This is a genomic window from Marivita sp. S0852, assembly GCF_046591575.1.
Taxonomy (GTDB): Bacteria; Pseudomonadota; Alphaproteobacteria; order Rhodobacterales; family Rhodobacteraceae; genus Marivita.
Map to the genome: position 1 here is coordinate 1 of NZ_JBIQWA010000017.1, position 24,321 is coordinate 24,321.

Sequence of the window (24,321 nt, forward strand, 5' to 3'; positions counted from 1 at the left end):
CCTCCGCCGAAAACACCGAAACTATCCAAACCGAAACATGATCGCAGGCAGATGATCAGTCGCGCCCGAACTATCCGGGAATTACTGAGACGGCTGTCCGGGAATTAGCGTAATCGCTGTCCGGTATTTCTGAAATCCGCCGCATGGAAGCTCCTATATTCGTCAAGCGGCGATTTTAGCTGACTTGGACACACAGAGCTGGCTGTAGATTTCGCGGACGATGTAGCGCTTCAAACATCGAATGATCTCACTTTTGCTCTTCCCATCTTTCGTGCGTTTTTTGACATAGGCTAGTGTTGGTTCATGGCTGCGCATTCGGATGATGGCGACGCGATACAGTGCGGCGTTGGCCTGCCGGTTCCCACCTCGGTTCAATCTGAAGCGGTGTGTTTTTCCGCTGGATGCAGGGATGGGGCAGACACCGCAGAGTTTTGCAAAAGCCGCTTCGGAGCGGATGCGTGCTGGATCGTCGCCGACCAAGATCAACATCTCAGCGACCGTCAGTGTCGCTATTCCATGTGAGGCCATCAGGTCTGGTGCGCGCTCCCTGACAAGACGTTCTAGTTTTTTGTCATGCTCAAGGATCTCTTCATGAAGCGACAGCCAACGGCGTGCCAACGCGCGCATGGCCGCTTTTGCAGAAGCTATAGTATCGACGATTTTGCCTGGGCGGAAAGCTGCAATATGACGGATCAAAGCGACCTTTCCTCGGATTTGATCAAGTGTATCGCGTAAATCGACGGGTGCGTTGATGATCAAAGTTTTGAGCGTAACCATGGCCTGTGAGCGCGATTTGACGGCCGTATCGCGTGCAATCTTCAAATGCCGGATCATCTCTGACGACCCCGTTTGTGTTTTAGGGCTTGCTGTTGCTTGCCCCGAGAGAACGGACCGCGCAGCCCCCTCTGCATCCAAGCTATCGGTCTTACCTTGCGTGTATCGCAGTTGCCGATGTGGCCGCGTGACTTCGATGACATTGTGACCTTGCGCCAGCAAAGACCGAGAAAGACCCGCACCATACGAACCAGTCCCCTCAATGCCAAATGCCACAACTTGTCCAAGCGATCGCGACCAGCGCTCCAATTCCAAGTACCCCTTCGGGTTGGTGGGAATAGACAGTGTTGCCAAACGCGTTCCTTGTGTATCGATTGCAACGGCAACATGTGTTGCTTTGTGAGTGTCGATACCGATGATTACAGGATGTGCAGTCTTCATGGTGCCCTCATTGCTTAGAATGCCCAGGCACCGATCCGAGGGGACAGGACTGTGAAGGGGCGTTCCCGTCAGGCTCCTATGAGGTCACATCTCGCCCGTTGCCGGGGCGACTTGACGGTCGACACGTCAACGCAATGACATGCAGTCAATCGTAGCATGGGTCAGGCCATCAAGCCGCAATACCATACTCACAATCATAGCAATTACCTTTGCCAGACATCGATGCCTTGAACCCGTGCTGGCGCAGGATCTTCTGATAGTCGTGTGAGCAATATTGCGACCCGCGGTCCGTGTGGTGGATGCAGTCCTTTGGTGGTTGCCGGAACGCAATCGCCATTTTCAACGCCCGGATCGCCAGGTCGCGCTTCATCCGGTTGCTGACAGCCCAGCCAATCACACGTCGGGAATGCAAATCCAGGATCACAGCCAAATATAGCCAGCCTTCACGTGTCCAGACATAGCTGATGTCGCCAGCCCATTTTTGATTGGGCTGATCAGCAGTGAAGTCCCGGTCCAGTAGGTTCGGCCCGATGTTAAAGGCGTGGTCGCTGTCCCCCTCTCGGCAGATTGCTTTGCAATCGCCTGCCGGGCAGTGGTCGTCACCTTGTGTTTGCGGGTTCTGACAACGGATATGCCGTTCTGGCGCATCAAACGGCCCACACGACGATGACCGACGTCCAGACCGATCTCCTTTAACTCTTCGGTCATGCGCGGCCTGCCATAGCTGCCCAAGCTGAGACGGGATTGTTCTTTGATGTGTGCCAACGTGACCAGATCAGATCGCTGACTGCGGCTGGCCGGGCGGTTGCGGACCTCCCCAGAACACGAACAGAAGGCCGGAATACGGGTCCTCGGCCAGGACCTTTTCATCCTGCGCCGCCAAGGTATTGAAGCCAAGCCGCATGTCCGTCACCCCGACCGCGAGCCACACCCGTGTATTGCTCGGCACCGGGATCATGCCATCAGCCCCTGCACGAGCCCTATAATAGATGATAGCGCCGTCGGCCCTTCAATTAAGACCCGTCGTCCATCCGACAGCGTGATGTCGACCCGATGTGCCAAAAGAGGGGCCGATGTCGAGCCGGCTGTCCTCATGGGCGCGCCGACGGCATCATGATCTATGGACGGCCCCGACACTTCCACCGGCAAGAAGATACCGTCATCTTCCGGTGCCATTTGCGTTTTGTCCGCAGCAGGGGAAAAGCGGGGGTCTTTCAGCAACTTGAAGATCAGGTTCGCGTTCATCGAATAACGACGGGCAACCTGCGCGACCGACACACCGGAGGCCAAAGCCTGCTCGCAGATCGACCGTTTCTCTTCGTCCGCCCAGAACCGCTTCTTCTGGCCCTTCCTGCCCGCCATGGAGTGCCTCATGATTTCCACTATCGATGGTGGGCACTATCAGCCCCAGATTTCCTCGGTCAGAGCGGCGTCAACGGACGGATACACCAAAACAGGCATTCTACTGAGAATACACTTGCCACGAAGCCTCCTGAACTCGAACATTTGGATTAAGCATTATCGAGCGGTTTCCGCCAATCTCAGAAACGTCGAATTGTGAAGCCAGTGTTTGTGGATCAAGGCAAGCTTTGTGACACAATCGCAAAAATGATGAGTTATCAAATTCCCATAGCCCAACTGAAATTGCATCTCCGTCCGTGCAAGAAGTGCCTAAGATCGTTGGCTTGGCACCCAAGCGCGCATAGATTTTGGTCATACGAGCATCAAACACACCGACAAAATGCTGAATCTCGCACTCATGCATTAATTTTGCCCCTGCCGCCAGCAACGCAGGTGCGGTGGTGCGGTCAGCGCTTTCACCGAGGCACAATCTCGTACATTCCCAGATAAACGGACTCTGTATCGCGACCCCATCGCTTAGATGAATGAAATGGTCGTTGGTCATGGTCTGTCCAACAGTTGGCAGTAGACGCATTGACCCGGCATGGAGACCTTCATCGTTTTCGACGATGATATAGATGGGGTTCAGTTCGTCATAACCATCATGTTCTTCACCATACGCATCAACTGTCACATCCCAGCGCAGTCTTTGCTTGAACTGAATTGCCCGATCACGATGCATGGAAGCTTTTAGCTTTGGTATCTGCATTAATGTGTCGCCGTACTGAAATCTAATCATGCTTCTCTCCTATCTATCGAGAACACACTGACCAAAAAAATATTAACAGATCGTTAATCATACAACATGTTGCGTGGGGAATGCAGGCTGACACAGTATGCGTGGCATCATGCTATGGGTAGTTTATTGTCCTTCGGCGCTAATTTGCCGACCACAGAGACAGGTTCATGGCATTAATCTTTAATTAACAAACCACTCACACCGTCTTACGTGGCGTAAACGTGAAAGGTGAAATAATGACACCTGAATACAGTACTGAGGACGTAGAATACCCGCTGCAACTGCTGGAACATTGGCCTTCCGCCACCAATTATCAGCGCGATCTGATGATTGAAATTTCACGAGCGCATGCGCGTGGTTGGTTTGACACAAAACGCATACTGATTCACCAACTCAAGATGTCGGTCTCTACCCCAGAAGACCACCGTCGTGGCGAACGGTGAACTGTCCCCTCTTCCGACCGGACACCTTGGCCTGACCAAGGAAGCTTAAAAATATCCTAGGTGTTTGATCCGTAAGCGTCCGTCTCGGCTACACTGATGTGCCTTAGAGTGTGTTGATAATGGGTCCCATTATCGTTACCGTAATCATAAACTATTTCCGCAATCGGACAGACAGCGCATCGCTGCAACAGTGCTGAGGATATCAAAGTCGCCATTCCGAGTATACAAGGCCAAATGGCAAGGCGGTCGCTCAAAAATCCGAGCTTGCATTGGAACACGTCGACTGTTGCCTTCCGACATGCCAACCTGCTCACATGCAACGGTTCTTCTCAACCAAGATGCCGGGCGTGCAATTTGTAGTTAACGTCTTGGTCTTCAGCCTGATCGGTCTGCTTCCGGTCTTGATCGTTTATGTTTTGCGCGCCCCAGGATTTGCTTCTGCGTTGATGGACGGTGGGCCGACGCTATCACGATTTCTCAGACAGGTTCTGACAAACGGGCTTCCCGTCGTCTTTTTCGTCAACTACGTCGGCTTCTTCCTGTTTGCGGTGTTGAATGCGAAAGACACCAATAGCCGTGATCCGGCGGTATTCATTCTCTTCGACGTGGTAACTCGCGTCGCTCTTTTTCTCGTTCTCCACGCCTTCATCTATGTGCTTTCCGCCAGTTGGTTCGGCTCATTTGGAGGTAGTAGGTCTACGGCTCTTTCAGTGGTTGCGCCCACACTGGCGCGGTCCGCACTCTTTGAAAACATATCCGGGGTCTACCTGTACGCCACGTTGGTAAGCGCACTGCCGCTTTATGCAACAGCAGCCGGAAGATCACCAATCCTGCAACCATTCGTTGGTCTCTTCTCAAAGACTGTCGGCACTGTTCTGATCGCTCTGGCCGCCTTCGTGTCGGCAGCTATGTGTCTGACGACTATCGCAGCCATTGTCATGTATCTTCAGAGCTAGGTTGCCGTAAGGCTTTCAGATGATCGAGACATGCGCCTCGCATTGGCAAATGCCATGATCCAGATCCCTGCGATAACAAGGCTCCAAAGCGCGTTCCAACTCGCCATAGATAGGCTCAGGAACTCCCATGCGACTTCGTCACACATGACCAAGGTTGATGGTGCAGATGATGCGGAGGGCAAAAGGTCCGCACCTGTCAAGTTAGACATATCAAGACCAGAGCCTGCGCACGCCGTCGGACCTTCCCACCAACCCCGTTCGACGCCGGTGTGGAAAATCCCGATGCCCGCTGTCGTGAAGGCGGCACCAGCACCTGCCATCAAGAGCAGCAAGATGGGCAAACCAACCATGAGGAGCGCGCCAATAGCGATGGCAATGACGTGAGGATACCGCTGCCAAATGCACATCGCGCATGGTGCATAGCCCGCTGCCTGAAACACGAAGGCGGCCAGCAAAAGAACGGCTGATCCGCCGGCAGCGATCAAACCAAGTTGTTTCGGAGACAGGCTCATTCATCTTCCTTTCGCCTACAGGCAGCACGGCGGTCGAACTCGGTGTAACTCTCCAAGCACGCGCCGCAGTTGCCGATTTCGCGGCAACTGCGCATTCGTGGTCAGTTCGGCATTATGGCCCCGATTGCGTACATGCCTTCCTTGCCCTTGACGAGCATCAGGGTCACTTCGTCACCATCGGTCACCTCTCCCATCATCTGCGCGTTTTCCAAAACCGTCATATCCATCGTCATTGCAGGCCAGCCGATCTCGGGAATCGGGTCATGGCTCACATTTGCAGTTCCGTCGCCGATCGAATTGATCACGGCCTTCGCGTGAACCGCGCCCTCCATTTGTTCGGCGGACATCGGCATGTTCGAATGATCCATATTGTGGTTCATTTGCGCGATAGCCCCTGTCGCGGCCAGGGTCAGAAGTGCGAGACTTGTAGTCAGTATCTTCATGAGAAGCTCCATTCTTGAGGTTTGTGAGTTCGATTATTCGGCAGGCAGTGCTGCATCGACGGGCTGCTGAATTGGGGACGTGATTTCGCGGTTTACGCGTTTCAGCGCGAGCCGTTTCCAAATCACGAATATGGAAGGAATGACGAAAAGCGTCAGCAGGGTCGCTGTCACCATGCCGCCGATCATCGGTGCAGCGATGCGTTGCATGATCTCCGAGCCGGTGCCTGTGCCATACATGATCGGGATCAGAGCCGCGAAGATGGTCGCGACCGTCATGACCTTGGGCCTCACCCGCAGAACAGCCCCTTCAAAAACGGCCTCTTCGATATCGTCCCGTGTCAGCTTGCGACGTTCGGATTGGCCGAGTTTTCGCCGTTTCTCCCAAGCTAGATTGAGATAGAGCAGCATGACGATGGCCGTTTCGACGGCCACGCCTGCCAGAGCAATAAAGCCGACGAGGACCGCTATCGAAATGTCAAAGCTGAGATACCACAGAAACCAGACGCCGCCCGCCAACGCGACTGGCAGTGCGGCCAGAATGATACCAACTTCGATCACCCTATTGAATGCCATGAACAACATCAGCGTGATGATCATCAGGGTTGCGGGTGCGACGATAGCCAGCCGTTCCTGCATCCGCTCAATGTACTCATACTGCCCGGACCATGTGAGAGAATATCCGGGAGGTAGGCGCACTTGATCGGCCACGACCCTCTGCGCCTCGGCGACATATCCGCCAAGGTCTCGTCCTGCGATGTCGATAAACACGAACCCCGTGCGTCGGGCGTTTTCTGACCGGATCATGCCAGGGCCATCGACAATTCGGATATCGGCCAAGGCTGTCAGTGGCACATGGGCTCCTGAAGGGGTGACAACGGGCAGGTTTTCGAGCCGTTCGGGGCTATCGCGCCATGCTTGCGGATAGCGCAGGTTGATTGGAAAGCGCTCCAGCCCTTCGACGGATTCCGACACTTGCATGCCACCGATGGCAGTTTGGACCACATCCTGAACGTCCCGAACGCTCATCATGTATCGCGCAGCGGAGTCGCGTTTGACGTCAATTTCGATGAAGCGCCCGCCTACCGGACGCTCGGCATAGGCGGAGGCAGTGCCTTCGATATCCGACACGGCCCGCTCTACCTCGATCCCGACGTCTGTGATGACATTCAAATCGGCACCCGAGATCTTGACACCAACAGGCGTTCGTATCCCGGTGGCAAGCATGTCGATCCGGTTCTTGATCGGCTGGATCCAGACATTGGTCACGCCCGGGATCTGCACAATCCGGTCAAGTTCATTGCGTATATTCTCCATGGTCATACCCGGGCGCCACTCAGCTTCCGGCTTGAGTTGGATCGTGGTTTCCACCATTGTGAGTGGTGCAGGATCGGTAGCAGTTTCTGCACGCCCCACTTTGCCATGCACGGTTTCAACCTCTGGAACTGTAGCGATCAGACGATTGGTCTGTTGCATAAACTCGCGTGCCTTGCCTATCGACACGCCCGGGTAGAAGCTTGGCATATAGAGAAAGTCGCCCTCGTTCAGCTCGGGCATGAACTCGGACCCGAGCCGCTGGTACGGATACCACATCGAAGCCACGAGGGCTCCGGCAAGCAAGGTGGTCGCCCACGGCCAGGCGATGGCCGCGTCTAGGAAGGGACGGTACAGGAAGACCACCAATCGGTTCAGTGGGTTTTTGCGCTCGGGCAAAATTCGGCCCCGGACAAAATATCCCATCAAGACCGGAACCAGTGTGATCGATAGGATCGCGGCGGCGGCCATCGCGTAGGTCTTTGTATAGGCCAGCGGGGCGAAAAGCCTGCCCTCCTGATTTTCAAGCACAAAGACAGGCAGAAAGCTGACCGTGATGATTGCCAAGGAGTAAAAGAGGGCCGGACCGACCTCAGAGGCGCATTCCTGGACGATCCTCCACCTGTTTTCTGCGGTCAGCTTTTCCTTTTCCAGCCGCCTGTGCATCGCCTCGATCATTACGATGGACGCATCGACCATGGCCCCGATGGCAATCGCAATGCCACCAAGCGACATGATGTTCGCATTCACACCCTGCGCCTTCATCAGAATAAAGGCGGCAAAGATGCCCAGGGGCAACGACAGCAGGATCACCAGCGATGAGCGCAGATGCAGCAGGAAGGCCGCACAGACCAGGACGACGACAATGAATTCCTGAGTCAGCTTCTTCTGGAGATTGTCGATTGCGCGTTCGATCACGCCGGACCGGTCATAGGTCGCGATAATCTCTACACCTTCAGGCAGGTTCGGCCGCAATTCTTCGATACGGGCTTCGACCGCTTTGATGGTCGCGAGGGCATTACCCCCCCATCGCATTATGACCACACCGCCAACGGCATCGCCCTGCCCGTCAAACTCTCCGACGCCGCGGCGCAATTCCGGTCCCAGGCGAATGTCAGCAACGTCGCCAAGGGTCAGAGCGGCTCCGCGCTCGTTGATCATCAGGGGTGCACTGGAAAGATCAGAAAGCTCATCAATGTATCCGGACGAGCGGATCATGAATTCCGCTTCGCCCATCTCGATCACGCTTCCGCCGGTTTCGCGATTGGCCGCCTGTATTGCGTTTCTGAGCTGTGTCAGTGTGATGTCATAGGCCCGCAATTTGTTCGGATCGACGACGACCTGGTATTGTTTGACCATGCCGCCAATCGTTGCGACCTCGGACACGCCGTCGACAGCTTGAAGTTCGTATTTCAGAAACCAGTCCTGCAGCGTTCTCAGCTGCGCAAGATCGTGTGTGCCGGTTCTGTCGATCAACGCATATTGGTAGATCCATCCGACTCCGGTGGCATCCGGGCCAAGCTGAGGGGACACCCCCTCCGGCAGGCTGCCGGTGATCTGCCCTAGATATTCGAGGACGCGTGATCTTGCCCAGTACAAGTCCGTGCCATCTTCAAAAACGACATAAACAAAACTGTCACCAAAGAAGGAAAAGCCGCGTACATCCTGTGCGCCGGGTACCGCCAGCAACGATGTGGCGAGCGGATAGGTGATTTGGTTTTCGACCACTTGCGGCGCCTGCCCCGGATAAGGGGTGCGGACGATTACCTGCACATCGGACAGGTCCGGTATCGCATCGACCGGTGTCTCGCGGATGGCCCAGATGCCTGCGACGCCCATCATGACGGCAAGGACCAAAATAACAAACCTATTGGCCAGCGAGGCGCGGATGATCGCCGGGATCACTGGGTAACCCTCCCGTCACGGACAACATCGATCAATGTCATCGAGAAATCCGGGTTGCGCCGCAGGATGAGCGTGACGTCCGTTCCCACTGTGAGTTGGGAAATCTCGAGCTCTTCAGCCAAGGGAAAATCCATCGTCATTCCGGGCATGCCGATATCGATCATCGGCCCATGGGTGATGTTCGCCGTCCGTGATTGAGCATCGATGGAGTTGATTTGACCTGAAACCTGCATGGGCGGTGCCACAGGTTCGGCCGCTGCCAGCACCATGTTCATGCCGTCCGGTCGCGCGAAAGTGAGCACCATCTCCACATCTGTCATCAACGCGGCAGCGTCGAGTGACGGATCAATATCAAAGGCCATGGTCATGCCAGGCATGCCGATATCGGTCATCGGTCCATGGGTGATCGTGGCCTTTGAGGCGTCTGTATCGACACTATCGATCGTGCCTGAGACCACGATGGGCGGTGTCGCAGCTGCCTCTAGCTCGACATCAGACAAGATCATGTTCAAGCCATCCGGCCGTGCAAATGTCAGGGTCATTTGGACGCCGGTTTTCAGCGATGCCATGTCCAAGCCCGGATCGATGGGGAAATCCATGGTCATTCCTGGCATTCCGATCTCAGCCATGGGCCCATGGCTGATGGTTGCGGTTCCAGAATTCAGATCCAGGTCGTCGATGGTGCCGGATACCATGATCGGCGCTGCAGCAGATGTTTCAGCCGCTTCCACCTCTTCGGGATCGGCGCCCTCGGCGCGGACTGCGACTACGGAGAAAAGGCCGCCATCACCTGCCGTGAGATCGAATTCGATCGGCGCGTCGAGGGGCACCGTCTCAAGATCGACCCCCAACACCGGCAGGTCCATCGTCATTGCGGGCCAGCCAAGCTCTGGGATCGGGCCATGCTCCAGTGTTAGCTTGCCATCCGACGTCACCGCGCGTGCAATCCCAGTGCCGGTTCCGGCAATTCCATCATCTGGCGCAAATTCGGTGAGGCTCAGGAGTCCATCTGCGCCACGGGCCACGAGAAACGCGACTGCCTCCCCCTCCTTTAGCCGATCCAGGAGAACATCGGCTCTCACCGGGAAGTCGGATGTCATCGCTGGCCAGTCCAGGCTTTCCAGGGCGTCATGCTGCACGGTTGCCACCCGACTCTCAGGATCGAGAGCAACGAGAACACCGCTGCCCCGCGCCGGGTCGGCATCTGTTGGTGCCATGCGCATGAAGCCCGCACTCAGTGCGCTTTCGCTGTCGATGAGGAATTGTGCGGAGGCAACGACCTCTTCACCCGGGCCCAGGCCCTGAAGAATCTCTGTCCGCCCGCCTTCTCCGAAACTGTCCCGGAGACCGGCAGTGACCAATCTCGGTCGGAAGGTCCCCTCTCCTGTTTTCAGGATGACGCGCTCAGCCGACCCGGTCCGTATCACGGCCTCAGATGGCACTGTCAGGACTGTACGGCTTTCGTTGGGCGTGAGACTGACACTTCCGAACATTCCGGGGCGCAGCACGCCATCGGAGTTGTCAAACCTCAGTCGAACAGGGAGCGTTCGTGTTTGGGGATCGAGTTCGGGATAGATGTAGTCGATGTCGCCTTCAAACACGCGCCCGGGTAAGTGTTCGAACCGAGCAATGGCCCGCATCTCCTCAGAAAGCCGGGCAATATCGCGTTCAAAAACATCTACAATCAGCCAGACCTTCGACAAATCAGCAACAGAGAAGGCAAGCGTTCCGGGTTGCAGATACATACCATCGGCCGCGTTCAGGGCGATAACCACGCCGTTCTGTGGTGCTTCGATCTCGATGTTGCGAACCAGTTCGCCGCCCGCCTCGATCTCCGCAACCTGCCGCGCTGACATACCGTGGCTCATCAACTTGCTGCGCGCTGCATCCAGAATGCGCGGATCACCGGCCTCGACGGCACGAACCAGATCTCCGGTTGCGGTCGCAATGAGCGGCGAGAAGAGCTCAAAGAGCACTTGGTCTTGACTCACCCGATCACCGACCGCTCGCACCTTGAGCTTCTCGATCCACCCTTCAGCGCGGACATGGACATGGCTGGTCAGATGTTCGTCATAGCCCACGAAACCAACAGTCTCGATCCGAGGTTGCACCTCGGTCATGCGGGCAACCGCCGTTCGCACGCCGATTGCGTTGATTTCGGCCGCGTTCAGTGTGACTTCGGCGGGATCACCAGATGGTTCCTGTCCGGCGTAGACGGGAATAAGATCCATCCCCATGGGTGACTTGCCAGGTCCCGGTTGACGGAAATTTGGGTCCATGGGCGCAACCCAATAAAGTATCTCGGGGCCTTCAGACCCTCCTTGCACCGTTGGATTCAGGTACGCCCGCTCAACGTAAACCCCACCGCCCAGGCCGGCTACCAAGGCAAGAACGGAAAGTGCCGCGTATCTTCCACGCATAAACATCTTCTCCTGACGACTGCATTGGATGCAGCGATCGATTGGTCAAACAGCCCGCATATGCGGGCACCGAGATGTCAGGAATGCTGGGGTGGGCGATCTGGGACGAGGGTCTCACGGGATGCATGAGCCTTGAAAATTGCGACCTGCGTCGGCGAAGTAAACGCGTTTTCTTCAGATCGATGATCAAGATGTTGCTGGTAGTCCATGACACAGCAAAGAGCAGTGTGGCACCCGTCGCCGTGTCCGGCGTGAGTGTCTGTTTGCCGCTCGCCATTGTTGTGGGGGTGTTTCGCGTGGATGTGGTTGGACAATTCTCCCGCGGAGGCAGCAGCGGCGATGTGCAGGCCGCGCTCTACGCCGCTGATCTCTCCATCAAATGGCATTGCTTGCGTTCCGACGACGGTGATCGTCAGACACACAAAGGCAAGACATGCCGATCGCAGGAAAAAGATCGCGTTCCAAACCATAATCGCGAGATAGCGCTCTTCATAAGTCGCGGCAATTGGAGCGGGGCTGAAAGATTGTATCAGTTTGTAAAGTTGACCTTTTACAAGACGTCACACTACGGCTCTCAAGGGGACGCGGCCAGATCACGCATCGGACGGATTCCAAGAAAAGGTCAACGCTTCTGACGATCGGTGCGATCATCGCAGGTACGCCGCCCTCCGCACAGTTCCCTCTTTGCTGCCGGAGAAACTAGAATCGCAGGCCAGACGACAACATCGCGCGGTTTCTCGAGCGGTATGACCGCTATGGCATCCCATTCAACGTCGCCTTTGGACCAGGGGCGACTTCCGGTATTGCTCTCCCGGAAATACTCGCGCCGCAGGCAGTTCTTGACGCACTCGACACAGCTTCTGTTCGAAGTATCGCTTCGGAATGACACCAATTCTTGCGTTGAATTTGGTAGCTGAAGTCTTGCGCTTATTTCAAAATCACGATTCCCGCGCTGAAGGATTCCCAAGTCAGACGCGTTTTCATGAGATAGTCTTCAAATTACCGGAGAGGTCCTTCAGGATTGGACAATCTGGTCGGTGGTCTCCGTGGCAGGCCTCGACGAGATACGACAGTGTCTCGCGCATCTCCTGAAGCTGCGCGATCTTGTCGTCGATTGCGCTCAGGTGCTCTTCAGCGATGGCCTTCACTTGGGCGCTTTCCCGCGTCTCGTCCTCGTAGAGGCTCAGGAGGGTCCGGCAGTCCTCGATCGAGAACCCGAGCGCGCGGGCACGACCGAGAAATGCAAGCTTGTGTAAATCGGCCTCCCGGAACGCGCGGTATCCACTTCCGCTGCGCTGCGGCCTGACTAAGCCGATATCCTCATAGTAGCGGATGGTCTTGGGCGGGATGCCGGATCGTTCTGCCACTTCTCCAATGTTCATGAGACGATCCTCCTATTCTGCGGGTTGCGTTTGCGCGCTGATCTTAGGCGCGATGATGTCTCTGTCTTCACGCAAGGCTGGCGCGATGCGGCGCAGACGCAGGGCGTTTGTGAGAACCGAGACCGACGAAAGGGCCATCGCGCCCGCCGCGAAGACGGGGGAGAGAAGGAGACCAAAGGCCGGATAAAGAATCCCTGCGGCAACCGGGATGAGCGCAACATTGTAGCCGAAGGCCCAGACGAGGTTTTGGCGAATGTTCGACATCGTGCGCTTGGAGACCTCGACCGCAGTCACGACGCCGCGCAGATCGCCCGACATCAACACCACATCGGCGGATTCGATGGCGACATCGGTTCCGGTGCCGATGGCGATGCCCACATCCGCATGGGCCAGCGCCGGGGCATCATTGATACCGTCGCCCACGAAGGCAATCTTTCGATCTCCTTTCCGCAAGTCGTCGAGGGCCGCAACCTTGCCGTCGGGCAGAACTCCCGCGATCAAGTGGTCGATCCCGGTCTCGCGCGCGATGGCTTCTGCCGTCTCGCGTTTGTCGCCAGTGATCATCGCAACTTTGAAACCACGCGCGTGAAGCGCGGCGATGGCCTCTTGGCTGGCAGGTTTCACCGGGTCCGCCACAGCGATCACTGCGGCCAATTTGCTGTCAATGGCCGCATAAAGTGCTGTCCGACCCCTCTTTGCCAACTCGGCTTCCGTTTCGACCAAGGCGGCGATTTCGATGCCCTCATGGGTCATGTAACGGTCCGCGCCCACCATCACCTCCTGACCGTCGACGGTCGCGGCGACACCGTAACCCGTAATCGACCGGAAGCCGCTCGCATTCGGAACGGCGATGCCTTCGGACCGCGCGCCGCGGACGATGGCTTCGGCGATGGGATGCTCGGATTGTGCCTCAACGGCGGCGATCAAAGTCAGGACCCGGTCCCGGTCGAAGCCGTTGGCGGTGACCAGATCGGTCAAAGATGGCTGGCCTTCGGTGACTGTCCCGGTCTTGTCGAGGGCAATGACATCCACTTCGGACAAGGCTTGCAGCGCATCACCCTTGCGGAACAAGACCCCCATCTCTGCTGCGCGACCGGTTCCCACCATGATCGAGGTGGGCGTGGCCAGGCCCATGGCGCAAGGACATGCGATGATCAAAACCGAGACGCCGGCCACCAGCGCAAAGGTCAGCGCCGGATCGGGGCCGACAAGCAACCAGACCGCCACCGTGAGCGCAGATAGTATCATGACCGCAGGCACGAACCACAGGGTCACGCGGTCAACAAGGCCCTGGATGGGCAGTTTGGCGCCTTGCGCCTCCTCGACCATGCGGATGATCTGCGCAAGCGTGGTATCCGCACCGACCCGTGCGGCCTTGAATGTCAGGCTACCGGTGCCGTTGACGGTTCCCCCCGTTACTGGGGCACCTGCGGTTTTCTGAACGGGCACAGGTTCTCCAGTGATCATGCTCTCGTCGACATTGCTCGATCCTTCGGTCACCTCGCCATCTACCGGGATCCGCTCACCCGGTCGGACGATGATCACGTCTCCAACCGCCAACGCATCGACATCGACCTCCTGCGTTTCTCCATTTCGCACAATACGGGCAGTGCGGACCTGAAGACCAAGAAGAGCCTGGATCGCGGCACCGGTCCGGCCCTTGGCGCGTGCCTCGAGCCAGCGGCCAATCAGGATGAGGACAACAATCACCGCCGCGGCCTCGAAATAGACCGCGCGCACCCCTTCTGGCAAAAGTCCCGGAAGGAAAGTCGCGACCACGGAATATCCCCAGGCCGCGCCTGTGCCGACGGCGACGAGGCTGTTCATGTCCGGCGCGCCTTTGAAGAGCGCGGGAAACCCCTTGGTGTAGAAATGGCGTCCCGGCCCGAAGAGGACGAGTGTTGCGAGGACGAACTGGATGATCCAAGACGTTTGAAGACCAATCGTCGTCATCACCAAATAATGAAAGGCTGGAATAAGATGGGATCCCATCTCGAGGATGAAGACCGGCAGCGTCAGGATAGCCGCCAATAAGACACTGCGGCGCAGCCCGTCCGCTTCTTCTGCCTTGCGTGCGACACGAGACTGGCTTGCCTGTGCCTCGGCAATCTCGGCCGGATAGCCAATCGCAGCCGATGCGGCCATCAAGTCGCCCAAAGATACCGCGCCCTCAAGATACTCGACCGTCGCCGTTTCTGCCGCCAGATTCACGCCCACTGAAAGCACACCGGGCACGTCCGCCAGCGCCTTGTCCACCCGTCCGACGCAGGAGGCGCAGGACATGGATGCGATGTTCAAGGTGACGCGGGATGTCCGCGCCGGATACCCCAACGCGTCAAGCGCCTGCGTGGCGTCTGTAAGTCGAGCCGGATCATCCAGCGAAAGGCGAGCTGTTTCAGACGCGAGGTTGACGGAGACATCGGAAACCCCGTCGAGCCCCGCCAAGGCCTTTTCAACACGACCCACGCAAGATGCACAGGTCATGCCTTCAATGCTGAGCGTTGTTTGGTTGATGTCGGTCATAGGGTGTCACCTCAATTGCGTGTCCGAGGCAGATATAGGGCTTCCAGTCACTGGAAGCTCAAGGTGTCATCGGATATTTCTTTTTCGGTCGGGACAGCACGAGTTTACAGTATCTCTAACCCTCTGTTTCCAATTGAAATGTATCGATATGTAAGCTTGTCGGGCGAGCGATTGGTGCGGTATTTCCGGAATAGGAGTGTGCTCGATGAATATGTCAGATCAAGAAAACCAGCCGCAGAAATCAAAGATGATGCACGTCGGCATGTGGGTGTGCTGCGCGGTCATGCTGCTTCCGCTAATTGTTTTCTTCGCCCGAGGCGGGACTCTCTCTGGGCTTCAGGACAGTTTGGGCGTGCTAGCCCCAATCGTCCTCTGCCTCGGCGCACATGGCGTGATGTTCTTCTTCATGGGGAAGTCTTGCCATGGAGGCGGCAAGTCATCGGAAAGCGACGCGCCCGGCGTGGCAAAAATCCCTGTCCCGACATCGATGGACGCTTGACCTTCCACCAGCCGGAAGCCCCATCTCTCATCTGGTCAAAGTAAGGGTGCACCATGAGGTTTCACGTTCCGGACATGAGCTGCGGTCATTGTACGGCAGCGATCACCAAAAAGATCGCTGCTCTTGACCCATCGGCAATTGTCTCGACTGACCTCGACAGGAGAACCGTTGAAGTGGAGACGAGGCAAACCGGCACCGCCATTGCGCAAACCATGAAGGCTGTAGGATACGCCTCAGAATTGTTGACTTAGACTCAGGACTCATAGCCAATAAATGACGAGCGCAGCGAGAGCGATGGCCGACAGGAAGACCTTTGGACACCGGTCATAGCGGGTCGCTACACGCCTCCAATCTTTGAGCCTGCCGAACATGATCTCGATCCGGTTGCGTCGTTTGTATCGGCGCTTGTCGTACTTCACAGTTTTCTTGCGCTGTTTTCGACCGGGGATACACGCGCGTATCCCCTTGTCTTTCAACGCTTCTCGGAACCAGTCGGCATCATAGCCGCGATCTCCGAGCAGCCAGTCGACATCCGGCAGGCTGCTCAACAGTGCCCGGGCACCGATGTAGTCGCTGACCTGACCGGCGGTGACGAACAGGTTGAGCGGTCGGCCTTGGCTGTCGCAGACGGCGTGCAGCTTGGTGTTCATGCCGCCCTTGGTGCGGCCAATCAGGCGTCCACGCCCCCCTTTTTCACGCCCATGCTGGTCGCTGTTCGGTGGGCCTTCAGATAGGTTGCGTCAATCATCACGGTCTTCTTTTCGCTGTGCTCGGCAGCAAGACCCGCCATCATCCGGGCGAAGACGCCCTTATCGCTCCATCGCTTCCAGCGGTTGTACAGCGTATTGTGTGGGCCGTAGGCAGCAGGTGCGTCGCGCCACCGTAAACCATTGCGATTGATGAAGATAATACCACTGAGAACGCGCCTGTCATCAACGCGTGGCTTGCCGTGGGACTTCGGAAAGAAGGGCTCAATACGCGCCATCTGCGCATCACTCAGCCAGAAGAGATCAGACATGTTCACCGCTCGGTTTTCGAAACGTGAATCACGCCGTCCCCCGGAAATCAATGAGTCCTGAGCCTAGATCTTGGCGCTTTTGAGCGATTTCTGATCCGTTCACGTAAACGTATAGTTCAGCCACACTGAATTGTTTTGCCGTTCGTTCCAGTACAACCAACGATTACGTCGATGGTACTTATGTATACCTATCTGACTATAAGGCAGAGTCCCCGCTAAAGGGTTTCTTGGAGCTGATCCAATCGACTGAGTAGGGCGCTAAGAAAGGATCAGCTTGGCCCGCTTTTACCGGTTGGTCCGGCAAGAAAGCGCCGTAAGCACGCGCTTATCCGGGCGCCGATAAGCCCTGCGCCAATGGTTCCACGCCGCAATCCTGCCGAAATGACAGGAAGCGCCAACACAAGTTGCCGCCTTGTCGCACCGGACCGTCGGTGCCCCAACGAAAGGATTACACTCATGCGCAAACTCGCATTTATCGCTCTTGTCGCTTTCGCGTCCCCGGCAATCGCTGAGGATGTGACGATGGACAGTACACTCGGCACAACCATCCAAGAGGTTCAGGCCTCCCTCACGGCCATGGGCTATGAAGTGCGCAAGGCTGAAATGGAGGACGGCAAGATCGAGGTCTATTTCGTCCGTGACGGCAAGATGGGCGAAGTCTACGTGAGCACCCAGACAGGTGCGGTCACGAAACTCGAAGTCAAAGGCTGACCCCGTGGTCGCCGCCACCCGACAGACCGACGGGCGCGCAAGCGCCCGTGAGGTCGCCGTCTGGGACCCGCTGGTGCGGTTGATCCATTGGTCCCTCGCCCTGATGATCCTTCTCAATGGCGCGTTCGTGGACGACGAAAGCAAGATCCACGAGTGGATCGGCTATATTGCTTTGGGTCTCGTTGGTTTGCGATTGATCTGGGCAGTTATCGGGCCGCAACACGCGCGGTTTACTGCCTTCCCTCCAAGTCCCGCCCGCGCGGTTCACCATCTCAAGGCGATGCTCGCTGGGGACCGGACCGTGCACCTCTCGCACAACCCGCTCGGGGCGTTGATGGCATACAACATCTGGGCAAGTGTCATCGTCATCGGTGTGACCGGTTACATGATGACGACCATTGCCTTGTTCGGAGTGGATTGGGTCGAAGAGGTTCATGAGGCCGCCTTCAACTGGCTTGTGTTTTCGGTTGCACTGCATGTTGCCGGCGTGGCCTTCGATACCTGGCGGTCCGGTGTCAATCTGGTCCGCGCTATGGTAAACGGGCGCAAGACCATCCCCGAAGGACGCGATGTGATATGAGACTGAGGCTCTGGCCTGCAAAAACGAGGGAAAGGCGCGCAACTGTACTTGCGGGCCTTATCCTTTTGCAGGCTCTATGCGCGCTCTTCTTCATCGGTGACGTGATCGAGGATTTCCGCGCGGGCGGGTTTTTCACCGATCCTCACCTCTCGCTTGAGGCCGTTATCGCCGTTGCCTTGATAGTGGGTGTGCTCTTTCTGATGATCGAATTGCGCGGGTTGCTCACGCGCATGTCGGACATGCAGACGGGACTGGAAATCGCCCATGGACATCTTGCAGAAGTTGTCGAGGGTTTCTTCGAAGACTGGAACCTGACCAACGCGGAGAGGGACGTGGCTCTGATGATACTGAAAGGCCTGGACAACGACGCAATCGCTCAAGTCCGTCACACCGCGCCCGGCACTGTACGCGCGCAAGCGACCAGCATCTATGCAAAATCGTCAACAGACGGGCGGGCACAGTTCATTAGCCTATTCGTCGAAGAATTGCTGGCCGGCGGCATCAGCTCAGAGAATGAGCTCGACACTGCATCGATGAACCACCCCTCTAGAGAACAAGCGGCAAAAAACCGCTCTACCGTGTAAGAAATACCACCATGGTAGAACCAAGCGCCCATCCTGATGATCCGCACTATGTTACCCGCAGTGGTTGGCTTCGTGCGGCCGTACTGGGGGCCAATGATGGTATCGTCTCGGTGTCATCGCTTGTCGTCGGCGTCGCGGCGGCGGATCCCAGCCCGCGTGCGGTCCTGATCGCAGGTGTTGCCGGGTTGGTGGCCGGTGCGATGTCTATGGCCGCCGGTGAATACGTCTCCGTCTCGTCGCAGTCCGATACAGAGCGCGCAGATATTGAGCGCGAAAAAATCGCCCTGGCCGAAATGCCCGAAGATGAATTTAAAGAACTGGTGGCGATCTACGAGGAACGGGGATTGAGCACAGAAACGGCTGAGGCAGTCGCGCGCGAACTGACCGCAAAGGACGCTTTGGACGCCCATGTCAGGGACGAACTAGGCCTTTCAGAGGTGCACGCCGCGAACCCACTTCAAGCGGCATTGGCGTCTGGCGCAACCTTCAGTGTCGCGGCGGCAGTGCCGGTTCTTGCTGCCTATATGGCCCCTGCTTCAGCCATTATCCCGACAGTCTTGACAGTCACCATATTTGCGCTTGTTGCCCTCGGGGCGCTTGGAGCCAAGGCGGGCGCTGCTCCTGTGTTGCCAGCCGTCTTACGCGTCGTTGGATGGGGTGTCTTTGCAATGGCTGTCACGGCAGCCGTCGGGTGGCTGTTTGGCGTAAGCGTATAAGCACCAGGTCGGCACTTGCGCTTTCCGGATAAAATGCAGGTTGCGCCCTGAACGTGCCTCTCGGCCTACTGCCTGGATTCACGTGCCTGTTCCGCAAGACGGATCATCTGATCTGCTTCGATGACCCCCGGAACCAACGCGTCTCCGATCACAAAGGATGGTGTGCCGTTGAAACCAAGCGCGCGGCTCATTTCCATTGACGCCGCGATATGGGCATCGATCTCGGGCGCCTGCATGTCCCGTCGCAGCTGCGCGATATCCAATCCTATGTCCTGCGCGACCTGGATGACGGAAGCTTCCTCGGCCCGGCCCTGCATGCCCATCAACGCCCAGTGAAACTCCTCGTATTTGCCTTGCTCGCGCGCGGCCAATGCAGCGCGCGCGGCAAAAACGGAGCCATCTCCGAGGATCGGCCACTCGCGATAGACCAGCCTCACATTGGGATCTTCGTCCAACAGCGCTTCGATATGCGGCTTCACGCGACGACAATAGGGGCAATTGTAGTCGAAGAATTCCACGACCGTGACATCGCCTTCGGGATTGCCGAGAACGGGCGCGTTCGGGTCGTTCTCGAGGAGATCGCGATTTTCGGAGAGGACACTCGCCGCTGCGGCCGCCTGCCGCTCCTGTTCACGCCGTTCTATGATCTGAACCGCCTCGAGGACGATCTCGGGGTTCTCGCGGATGGCCTCGAGAACCAGTTCCTTGACCCGGTCTTCGCTGAGCCCGTCGGCATTAGACGCGAGCGGCGTGAGCAGAGTGGCGGCCAGAGCCATTGCCGTTGCAATCTTCATGAGATCTCTCCTAGTTCACCGGCACACCATTGGTGCGCGCAGCCTGCATGTCCTGTATTTCCTCGGGCCAGGTGGACTTGATGTAACCGAGGATGTTCCAGATTTCCTGGTCGGTGAGTTGGTCACCGAAGCCGGGCATACCGCTGTCGAATTCCATGCCCTGGGCAGCCATCATCTCGCGGCCCCCAAGTTTCGTGTAGTCAAACAGAACCTGGTCGCTGTGATGCCAGGTGTGACCTGTTTCATCATGTGGCGGTGCAGGCAGCCGACCGTCTTCGCCGGGACTTCGCCAGTTTTCCTGTCCTTCCAGGTTCGCCCCATGGCACGCGGCGCAGGTTTCGGCGTAGAGGGCCTTGCCGGCGACAAGATCGACAGTGGCTGGCATCACGCCGCTTTGGACATTGGCGGCAGACCCGGTCCAGACATAGGCCGCCGCCCCGAGAGCCGCCAAGCCACCAATCGCGAAGACGGCAACCAGACCTCTCATGACACATTGACCCATGCCATCATGCCGGCCGCTGCGTGCGACAGCATATGGCAGTGCAGCAGCCATTTGCCGGGATTGTCGGCTACGAAGGCTATGTCGCGCACCTCGCCCCGGTCGAGCAGTGTGGTGTCTCGAAACGCGCCGAGGCTACCATCGCGTTCAATCTCATAAAAATGCATTCCGTGGAGATGCATGGCATGCGGAAACGACGTGTCGTTGGTAATCTTCAACCGAACAGTCTCACCGAGTGATAGCTCCGCCAGGGGCGGGCCATCCATGCCCCCCACGGCACCGTTGAACGCCCAGAAGCTTCCAGCCTGCATCATGTCGCGCATGGACGACATCCGCCCGCCCATCATGGCACCGCGCATGCCGCCCATGGCCCCGCCTTCCATCAGTAGAGCTATGTCTCTGGCGTTTGCCAGATCGGGCATGGCATGGGCATTTGGCGGAAGGGGTCGAGGTGTTCCCCGCGGCGCACGTGCGCCGTCGCTGGTCACTTCGAAAGCCACCTGCGAGAAGGTTTCATCGCCGCCCAAGTGCACGAGGTGACCTGCGCTGCCCATCTCTGCGGTCACGTCGACGATCAAGTCCACCCGTTGCGCAGATGACAAGAGGAAGGAACCCTCCACAGGTCTGGGCGTTGCCAGCGGCATGCCATCCATCGCCACGACCCAGCCCTCCAGACCATCCAGGGCAAGCTGGAATATGCGGGCGTTGGACGCATTGATCAGGCGCAAGCGGAGACGCTCGTGCCGCTTCACCTTCCTCGCGAGATTATAGGTCCCGTTGGTGGTGATGTAGTTTCCAAGACGTCCCGCATGGCTGAGATCATGCATCGCTCCAAAAGTATCAGCAATCTGGGCTGTCTCCGGATCGATCCGCCAATCGTCCAGGATCAGGACCTCTTCCCGGTCGACATCAATCGGCTCCGGCTCTTCGACGATCAGCGCGCCCTGCAGACCACGCGCGACCTGCTCGAACGAGCGGTTGTGCGCGTGATACCAATAGGTCCCCGCGTCGGGTGCGATGAAATCATAGTCGAAACCCTGTCCGGGGCGTACTGAGTCCTGCGTCAGGCCCGCCACCCCATCCATCGCGTTCTCGATGCGAATTCCGTGCCAATGGGTCGACGTCGGATCGGGCAGGTCATTGATGATCCGTCTTTTTACCCGTGCGCCTTGCGTAACCCGGATTTCCGGGCCGGGCGCGATGCCATCGAACCCCCAGATCTGTGTTTTTCCATAGTCATCAGGCAAAAGCTGTACATCGGCGACACGGGCCGTCACAGAAAGCAGATCCGTTTGTGCGGACAGTGCATTTGGCATGTAAGCCAAACCCGCTGCACTCATCCGAAGAAAGTCACGTTTTGATATGTTCATGATGGCACCTGAAGGATGGATGTGAACACGGCCGTGGCGAGCAGGATCAAACCGATGCAGATCCATTCCACTGTAATCGATCTTGCAAGACGGGCGCCCGCCTTTGCATCGCCTCGCTGTAAAGCAGGAACCAGCCGGGTCTTGTTGATCGCGGCAAGGGTCAGCAGGGCGGTGACGACGGCTATCTTGGTCAACAACGTCAGCCCGTAAGCCGAACCGAGCAGCGCCGGAAGTGATCCCACCAGACGCCAGGTCATCACCACGCCCGCGAGAAGCAGAAGCGGGACTGCAACGGATGCAGCTTGGCCAAAACGATGCCCGAGGATGGCAGCCCCGCTCATTGTGTTCCCCGGCCCCGACAGCCTCTGAAGCGGCAGTAGCACGCCGATCCAAAAGGCAGCCACAATGAGATGAAGAAACAGAACGGCTTCAAACCAAAGGCGATTTTCGCTGGCCACATGGCCGATATCTGAAAAACTCCAGATTGCCACCACACCACCCAAAAGGGCCATCCACAGCCATCGTCCGCCCAGGACCGTTCCTACCAGCAGCGCACCCAAGCCCAGCACCCGCAACAGCAGGGCAGTTCCAGGTGGGGTTTCCCAGAGCAGTGCCAGGATCGCGGGATCGATCATCCCCGAAGCGTCATCCATGAGTACTGCGCCTTGCACTGCAAAGCCGAGCAAAGACGTCGCCATGGCCAGAAGCGCAAAGGTCACGGCCCAAACGCGCACAAAACGATCAATCCTAACCAACTGGTCTGAAAACACTTGGCGACACAATACAAGCCCGACGCTCGTGAGGATGCCGAGGTAAAGCAAGAACTTTGCGGCAATCGCAGCCTGTCCCCAGAAATCTGGCACTGCTCACTGCACTTCGAAGGAAAAGGCACCGTTCATCGGGTGCCCATCAACGCCAAGCCCACGCCACTCGATCTGATATGCCCCCGGTCCCATGGACGTAAGAGGAAGCGAGAATTCTTTGACAAAGCCAGATTGTGTGCCCAGGTCCAATGACTCGGTGTGTGTTTCCGCATGGGTCATCTCGACTTTTGTCAATCGCATCCCATCGTTGAACCGCAATCCAATTGTCTCTGGCACGGCAGCAAGAACGGCACCGTTTTCAGGGGTCATACTTTCTTTTTCGGAATGTGCGAGTGCTTGCGCGCTTGTCAGCGCCAAGAAAACTGTCAGTGCTAATCTATATTTCACGGATCGTCCTTCGTCGGTTCATGCTTCAGTTTATACCATTCGAGCGCTGCAATTCACGAACATAGGCCACAATCATCTTTACGTCGCCGTCCGTGACGCCTTCGACGGGAGGCATGTTCCCAAACCTCCAGTGATGCGCCCGGACGCCGTTCTTTGCCGCCAGAAGGAAGGCGGCATCCGCATGGTGGCTGGGTTCGTAGATCTTATGCACAAGCGGAGGGGCCACGCCGTCCTGCCCGGCGGCATTCGCACCGTGACAGGCCGCGCATTTTGCTTCGTAGGCCAGTTTGCCAATCTCCGCATTGGCAGACAGCGTTTCCGGCACCAGTACATCAACCATGGACGCACCCGCTCGTGCCGTGTCGTCCGCGGCAGGCGCAACGGCATCGCCGGTTGGTCCGGTCCACCAGAAGCCTATGCCAAGAACCACGGCAACGCCGACGGCAACGATCGCATACCGCCCCATCAGATCAGTTTGACCTGCGTGCCGACCGGGGTTCGATTGAACACCTCGATGATATGTTCGTTGTAAAGACCGATACAGCCGCTGGACGAACGGCGACCGATCTTGCGCGTATCGTGGGTCCCGTGAATGCGATAGTATTGCCACGTCAAATGCAGCGACCGCACTCCGAGCGGGTTGTCTGGACCGGGCGGCATGTAGGCCGGCAAGGTTGGATCGCGTTCACGCATCGATGGCGTCGGCGTCCAATCCGGCTCAGGGTCCTTGAAGATGATCTCAGTATAACCCCGTCGCGTGAGTTCGTCCGTCATAGGGACCGATGTCGGATAAAGGAACATTTCACCGTCGGCTGTCCATTGCTGGAGCGCCCGGGAATTGGTGTCTGCGATAATGATGCCTTTGCCCAGACGATCAAAGTGGTCTTTCCAATTGTGGGTTCTGAAGCTTGAAGCGTTTCGCCGAACCGGTGCGAGAGTTTCGGCGCGCATTACCGATGGCGCAAACAGGAGCGCTGCGCCGATGCCGCCAACAAAATGACGACGCGAAAGAGAGGATCGATTTCTTGCCTGCATGGGTCTGCCTCATTTCCATGTCGAACGCTTTGTTTTCTATCGAAGATCAGTGAG

Annotated in this window: 27 protein-coding genes and 2 pseudogenes; 10 read left to right on the plus strand and 19 right to left on the minus strand. The window is 57.3% G+C overall.

What is annotated here, in order from left to right:
- Positions 1–162 precede the first annotated feature (162 nt).
- The 5 genes and pseudogenes from ACG74X_RS20070 to ACG74X_RS20090 form a co-directional block, all read right to left on the minus strand.
- Entirely contained in the window at positions 163–1,215 is a 1,053-nt protein-coding gene (locus tag ACG74X_RS20070) for an IS110 family transposase (RefSeq protein ID WP_411237104.1), read from the minus strand.
- Positions 1,216–1,408: 193 nt separating this feature from the next.
- Positions 1,409–2,025: pseudogene (locus ACG74X_RS20075) on the minus strand (IS3 family transposase); the annotation flags it as partial.
- 4 nt (positions 2,026–2,029) lie between these two features.
- Positions 2,030–2,173: pseudogene (gene tnpB, locus ACG74X_RS20080) on the minus strand (IS66 family insertion sequence element accessory protein TnpB); the annotation flags it as partial.
- Entirely contained in the window at positions 2,170–2,577 is a 408-nt protein-coding gene (locus ACG74X_RS20085; RefSeq protein ID WP_411237105.1) for a transposase, read from the minus strand. The gene ACG74X_RS20085 and the pseudogene tnpB, both read right to left, overlap by 4 nt.
- Positions 2,578–2,677: 100 nt before the next feature.
- Entirely contained in the window at positions 2,678–3,355 is a 678-nt protein-coding gene (locus tag ACG74X_RS20090) for an acyl-homoserine-lactone synthase (protein WP_411237106.1), read from the minus strand.
- Between the two features lie 236 nt (positions 3,356–3,591).
- Here ACG74X_RS20090 and ACG74X_RS20095 point away from each other — a divergent pair, with 236 nt between their 5' ends.
- Entirely contained in the window at positions 3,592–3,798 is a 207-nt protein-coding gene (locus ACG74X_RS20095; protein ID WP_411237107.1) for a hypothetical protein, read from the plus strand.
- Between the two features lie 314 nt (positions 3,799–4,112).
- On the plus strand, positions 4,113–4,754 hold the full coding sequence (locus ACG74X_RS20100; RefSeq protein ID WP_411237108.1) for a hypothetical protein: 642 nt from the start codon (positions 4,113–4,115) through the stop codon (positions 4,752–4,754).
- On the opposite strand, the gene ACG74X_RS20105 is transcribed toward ACG74X_RS20100, so the two are convergent.
- From ACG74X_RS20105 to ACG74X_RS20120, 4 genes are all read right to left on the minus strand, one after another.
- Positions 4,751–5,266: a disulfide bond formation protein B gene (locus ACG74X_RS20105; protein WP_411237109.1), complete on the minus strand. Its 516-nt coding sequence runs from the start codon at positions 5,264–5,266 to the stop codon at positions 4,751–4,753. The genes ACG74X_RS20100 and ACG74X_RS20105 overlap by 4 nt on opposite strands.
- Positions 5,267–5,367: 101 nt before the next feature.
- Entirely contained in the window at positions 5,368–5,709 is a 342-nt protein-coding gene (locus ACG74X_RS20110) for a copper-binding protein (protein ID WP_411237110.1), read from the minus strand.
- 33 nt (positions 5,710–5,742) lie between these two features.
- A complete protein-coding gene (locus ACG74X_RS20115; protein WP_411237111.1) occupies positions 5,743–8,925 on the minus strand; it encodes an efflux RND transporter permease subunit in 3,183 nt (1,060 codons plus the stop codon).
- Entirely contained in the window at positions 8,922–11,351 is a 2,430-nt protein-coding gene (locus ACG74X_RS20120) for an efflux RND transporter periplasmic adaptor subunit (RefSeq protein ID WP_411237112.1), read from the minus strand. The genes ACG74X_RS20115 and ACG74X_RS20120 overlap by 4 nt, the downstream gene beginning before the upstream one ends.
- A gap of 119 nt (positions 11,352–11,470) precedes the next feature.
- Between ACG74X_RS20120 and ACG74X_RS20125 the strand changes: the two genes are divergently transcribed.
- Entirely contained in the window at positions 11,471–11,980 is a 510-nt protein-coding gene (locus ACG74X_RS20125) for a hypothetical protein (protein ID WP_411237113.1), read from the plus strand.
- Positions 11,981–12,325: 345 nt separating this feature from the next.
- On the opposite strand, the gene cueR is transcribed toward ACG74X_RS20125, so the two are convergent.
- Both cueR and ACG74X_RS20135 read right to left on the minus strand, forming a co-directional pair.
- Positions 12,326–12,727 (minus strand): Cu(I)-responsive transcriptional regulator, encoded by a 402-nt coding sequence (gene cueR / locus ACG74X_RS20130; protein ID WP_411237114.1) that lies wholly within the window; start codon positions 12,725–12,727, stop codon positions 12,326–12,328.
- A gap of 12 nt (positions 12,728–12,739) precedes the next feature.
- Positions 12,740–15,250, minus strand: a complete 2,511-nt coding sequence (locus tag ACG74X_RS20135) for a heavy metal translocating P-type ATPase (protein WP_411237116.1) — start codon at positions 15,248–15,250, stop codon at positions 12,740–12,742.
- Between the two features lie 205 nt (positions 15,251–15,455).
- On the opposite strand from ACG74X_RS20135, the gene ACG74X_RS20140 reads away from it, so the two are divergent.
- Positions 15,456–15,749 (plus strand): DUF2933 domain-containing protein, encoded by a 294-nt coding sequence (locus ACG74X_RS20140; RefSeq protein WP_411237117.1) that lies wholly within the window; start codon positions 15,456–15,458, stop codon positions 15,747–15,749.
- A 74-nt stretch (positions 15,750–15,823) separates the two neighbouring features.
- Positions 15,824–16,000, plus strand: a complete 177-nt coding sequence (locus ACG74X_RS20145; RefSeq protein ID WP_411237162.1) for a heavy-metal-associated domain-containing protein — start codon at positions 15,824–15,826, stop codon at positions 15,998–16,000.
- Between the two features lie 9 nt (positions 16,001–16,009).
- Here ACG74X_RS20145 and ACG74X_RS20150 read toward each other — a convergent pair.
- Positions 16,010–16,767, minus strand: a protein-coding gene (locus ACG74X_RS20150) for an IS5 family transposase (protein WP_411237118.1) whose coding sequence is annotated in 2 segments (ribosomal slippage) — positions 16,010–16,446 and positions 16,446–16,767 — 759 coding nt in all. Because the reading frame shifts where the segments join, the coding sequence is not laid out codon by codon here.
- Positions 16,768–17,223: 456 nt separating this feature from the next.
- Here ACG74X_RS20150 and ACG74X_RS20155 point away from each other — a divergent pair.
- The 4 genes from ACG74X_RS20155 to ACG74X_RS20170 all read left to right on the plus strand — a co-directional run bounded on the left by ACG74X_RS20155 (position 17,224) and on the right by ACG74X_RS20170 (position 19,358).
- Positions 17,224–17,478 (plus strand): PepSY domain-containing protein, encoded by a 255-nt coding sequence (locus tag ACG74X_RS20155; protein ID WP_411237119.1) that lies wholly within the window; start codon positions 17,224–17,226, stop codon positions 17,476–17,478.
- Positions 17,479–17,482: 4 nt separating this feature from the next.
- Entirely contained in the window at positions 17,483–18,058 is a 576-nt protein-coding gene (locus ACG74X_RS20160) for a cytochrome b/b6 domain-containing protein (RefSeq protein ID WP_411237120.1), read from the plus strand.
- A 101-nt stretch (positions 18,059–18,159) separates the two neighbouring features.
- A complete protein-coding gene (locus ACG74X_RS20165) occupies positions 18,160–18,642 on the plus strand; it encodes a helix-turn-helix transcriptional regulator (RefSeq protein WP_411237121.1) in 483 nt (160 codons plus the stop codon).
- Between the two features lie 11 nt (positions 18,643–18,653).
- On the plus strand, positions 18,654–19,358 hold the full coding sequence (locus tag ACG74X_RS20170; protein ID WP_411237122.1) for a VIT family protein: 705 nt from the start codon (positions 18,654–18,656) through the stop codon (positions 19,356–19,358).
- A gap of 65 nt (positions 19,359–19,423) precedes the next feature.
- On the opposite strand, the gene ACG74X_RS20175 is transcribed toward ACG74X_RS20170, so the two are convergent.
- The 7 genes from ACG74X_RS20175 to ACG74X_RS20205 all read right to left on the minus strand — a co-directional run bounded on the left by ACG74X_RS20175 (position 19,424) and on the right by ACG74X_RS20205 (position 24,183).
- Positions 19,424–20,152 (minus strand): DsbA family protein, encoded by a 729-nt coding sequence (locus ACG74X_RS20175; RefSeq protein WP_411237123.1) that lies wholly within the window; start codon positions 20,150–20,152, stop codon positions 19,424–19,426.
- Between the two features lie 10 nt (positions 20,153–20,162).
- Positions 20,163–20,639: a c-type cytochrome gene (locus ACG74X_RS20180; RefSeq protein ID WP_411237124.1), complete on the minus strand. Its 477-nt coding sequence runs from the start codon at positions 20,637–20,639 to the stop codon at positions 20,163–20,165.
- Positions 20,636–22,021 (minus strand): multicopper oxidase family protein, encoded by a 1,386-nt coding sequence (locus ACG74X_RS20185; RefSeq protein WP_411237163.1) that lies wholly within the window; start codon positions 22,019–22,021, stop codon positions 20,636–20,638. Before ACG74X_RS20185 ends, ACG74X_RS20180 begins: the two co-directional genes overlap by 4 nt.
- The gene (locus ACG74X_RS20190) at positions 22,018–22,884 is read right to left on the minus strand and encodes a CopD family protein (RefSeq protein ID WP_411237125.1); all 867 of its coding nucleotides are present in this window, start codon (positions 22,882–22,884) and stop codon (positions 22,018–22,020) included. The genes ACG74X_RS20185 and ACG74X_RS20190 overlap by 4 nt, the downstream gene beginning before the upstream one ends.
- A 3-nt stretch (positions 22,885–22,887) precedes the next feature.
- Positions 22,888–23,232 carry a copper resistance protein CopC gene (locus ACG74X_RS20195; protein ID WP_411237126.1) on the minus strand — a complete coding sequence of 115 codons (345 nt, stop codon included), beginning with the start codon at positions 23,230–23,232 and terminating at the stop codon, positions 22,888–22,890.
- A gap of 25 nt (positions 23,233–23,257) precedes the next feature.
- On the minus strand, positions 23,258–23,572 hold the full coding sequence (locus tag ACG74X_RS20200) for a c-type cytochrome (RefSeq protein ID WP_411237164.1): 315 nt from the start codon (positions 23,570–23,572) through the stop codon (positions 23,258–23,260).
- A 125-nt stretch (positions 23,573–23,697) separates the two neighbouring features.
- A complete protein-coding gene (locus ACG74X_RS20205; protein WP_411237127.1) occupies positions 23,698–24,183 on the minus strand; it encodes a L,D-transpeptidase in 486 nt (161 codons plus the stop codon).
- Between ACG74X_RS20205 and ACG74X_RS20210 the strand changes: the two genes are divergently transcribed.
- Entirely contained in the window at positions 24,141–24,320 is a 180-nt protein-coding gene (locus ACG74X_RS20210) for a hypothetical protein (RefSeq protein ID WP_411237167.1), read from the plus strand. The genes ACG74X_RS20205 and ACG74X_RS20210 overlap by 43 nt on opposite strands.
- Position 24,321 lies beyond the last annotated feature (1 nt).

What these genes read in the sequence shown, in the direction of transcription:
- ACG74X_RS20155 (WP_411237119.1), top strand. Translation starts at nt 17,224, where the DNA reads ATGCGCAAACTCGCATTTATCGCTCTTGTCGCTTTCGCGTCCCCGGCA.
- ACG74X_RS20090 (WP_411237106.1), bottom strand. Translation starts at nt 3,355, where the DNA reads ATGATTAGATTTCAGTACGGCGACACATTAATGCAGATACCAAAGCTA.
- ACG74X_RS20095 (WP_411237107.1), top strand. Translation starts at nt 3,592, where the DNA reads ATGACACCTGAATACAGTACTGAGGACGTAGAATACCCGCTGCAACTG.
- ACG74X_RS20100 (WP_411237108.1), top strand. Translation starts at nt 4,113, where the DNA reads ATGCAACGGTTCTTCTCAACCAAGATGCCGGGCGTGCAATTTGTAGTT.
- ACG74X_RS20125 (WP_411237113.1), top strand. Translation starts at nt 11,471, where the DNA reads ATGAGCCTTGAAAATTGCGACCTGCGTCGGCGAAGTAAACGCGTTTTC.
- ACG74X_RS20085 (WP_411237105.1), bottom strand. Translation starts at nt 2,577, where the DNA reads ATGGCGGGCAGGAAGGGCCAGAAGAAGCGGTTCTGGGCGGACGAAGAG.
- ACG74X_RS20205 (WP_411237127.1), bottom strand. Translation starts at nt 24,183, where the DNA reads ATGCGCGCCGAAACTCTCGCACCGGTTCGGCGAAACGCTTCAAGCTTC.
- ACG74X_RS20175 (WP_411237123.1), bottom strand. Translation starts at nt 20,152, where the DNA reads ATGAAGATTGCAACGGCAATGGCTCTGGCCGCCACTCTGCTCACGCCG.
- ACG74X_RS20135 (WP_411237116.1), bottom strand. Translation starts at nt 15,250, where the DNA reads ATGACCGACATCAACCAAACAACGCTCAGCATTGAAGGCATGACCTGT.
- ACG74X_RS20140 (WP_411237117.1), top strand. Translation starts at nt 15,456, where the DNA reads ATGAATATGTCAGATCAAGAAAACCAGCCGCAGAAATCAAAGATGATG.
- ACG74X_RS20070 (WP_411237104.1), bottom strand. Translation starts at nt 1,215, where the DNA reads ATGAAGACTGCACATCCTGTAATCATCGGTATCGACACTCACAAAGCA.
- cueR (WP_411237114.1), bottom strand. Translation starts at nt 12,727, where the DNA reads ATGAACATTGGAGAAGTGGCAGAACGATCCGGCATCCCGCCCAAGACC.
- ACG74X_RS20105 (WP_411237109.1), bottom strand. Translation starts at nt 5,266, where the DNA reads ATGAGCCTGTCTCCGAAACAACTTGGTTTGATCGCTGCCGGCGGATCA.
- ACG74X_RS20145 (WP_411237162.1), top strand. Translation starts at nt 15,824, where the DNA reads ATGAGCTGCGGTCATTGTACGGCAGCGATCACCAAAAAGATCGCTGCT.
- ACG74X_RS20110 (WP_411237110.1), bottom strand. Translation starts at nt 5,709, where the DNA reads ATGAAGATACTGACTACAAGTCTCGCACTTCTGACCCTGGCCGCGACA.
- ACG74X_RS20120 (WP_411237112.1), bottom strand. Translation starts at nt 11,351, where the DNA reads ATGTTTATGCGTGGAAGATACGCGGCACTTTCCGTTCTTGCCTTGGTA.
- ACG74X_RS20200 (WP_411237164.1), bottom strand. Translation starts at nt 23,572, where the DNA reads ATGGTTGATGTACTGGTGCCGGAAACGCTGTCTGCCAATGCGGAGATT.
- ACG74X_RS20170 (WP_411237122.1), top strand. Translation starts at nt 18,654, where the DNA reads ATGGTAGAACCAAGCGCCCATCCTGATGATCCGCACTATGTTACCCGC.
- ACG74X_RS20185 (WP_411237163.1), bottom strand. Translation starts at nt 22,021, where the DNA reads ATGAACATATCAAAACGTGACTTTCTTCGGATGAGTGCAGCGGGTTTG.
- ACG74X_RS20180 (WP_411237124.1), bottom strand. Translation starts at nt 20,639, where the DNA reads ATGAGAGGTCTGGTTGCCGTCTTCGCGATTGGTGGCTTGGCGGCTCTC.